This is a genomic window from Metaprevotella massiliensis, assembly GCF_900241015.1.
Genome location: NZ_LT965948.1, coordinates 1 through 1,164, shown reverse-complemented (window position 1 = coordinate 1,164; position 1,164 = coordinate 1). Strand labels below are relative to the sequence as shown.

Here is a 1,164-nt window from a genome sequence, read left to right as displayed (position 1 = left end):
TCAGACAGAATTATTTACTTAATAACCAACAGATATGAAAAAGCATTTATTTTCACTCCTTGTCGCCCTCGTGGCGACCGCGGGCAGCCTGCCCATGGCAGCACAAGAGGCCTACGCCGTATTAACCAAGGCCGACTTCACGCTCACATTCTACTACGACAACCTGCGCAGCACACGTCCGGGAACCAAGTACGACATGCCAACAACAGGTGCGACTCCTGGCTGGGCAGGAACCGACGATGCCCCTCAGGAAAAGATCAAGCACGCTGTGTTCGATGCGTCCTTTGCCGACTACCGCCCCACCTCCACCAGCCTTTGGTTCCAAAAATGCATGAAATTGCAGGACATCAAGGACATACGAAACCTCAATACCGAAAACGTCATTGACATGAGTCTCATGTTCCATGTCTGCAGCTCCCTGGCATCGCTCGACTTGAGCAGCTTCAATACAGCAAACGTTACCGACATGAGCGGCATGTTCGGGGGCTGCAGATCCCTGGCATCGCTCGACTTGAGCAGCTTCAATACAGAAAAGGTCACCGATATGAACAGCATGTTCTATTTCTGCAACTCCCTGGCATCGTTCGACTTGACCGGCTTCAATACTGCAAACGTTACCGATATGAACAGCATGTTCGCGGGCTGCAGTTCACTGACATCGCTCAACTTGACCGGCTTCAATACAGAAAAGGTCACCAAAATGTGGTGCATGTTCTATAAATGCATTTCCCTGCCATCGCTCGACTTGAGCAGCTTCAATACTGCAAACGTTACCGATATGAGCCAAATGTTCGAGGACTGCAGTTCCCTGGCATCGCTCGACTTGAGCAGCTTCAATACCGAAAACGTTATCACAATGCAAGGTATGTTCTGGAACTGCAGTTCCCTGGCATCGCTCGACTTGACCGGCTTCAATACTGCAAACGTTATCGATATGAGCCGCATGTTTAGTGGCTGCAACTCCCTGACCACCATCTACTGCAACGATGATTGGAGCGTGGGCGGCAAGGCAAAAAGACATTACGACATGTTTAGCAAATGCCCCAACCTGAAAGGAGATGGCGCGGCGTATGATTCCAGCAAAACCGGTATCGAGATGGCGAACCCCACCACGGGTTACTTCACAACCATGACCACCGGCATTGACCATGTGACGGCTGCCGG

1 protein-coding gene is annotated in these 1,164 nt (G+C 51.0%); it reads left to right on the top strand.

The window, feature by feature from the left end; all coding sequences use genetic code 11:
• Nucleotides 1–34: 34 nt before the first annotated feature.
• On the top strand, nt 35–1,164 hold a 1,130-nt coding region (locus C1709_RS00895), incomplete at its 3' end, for a BspA family leucine-rich repeat surface protein (RefSeq protein ID WP_102285060.1).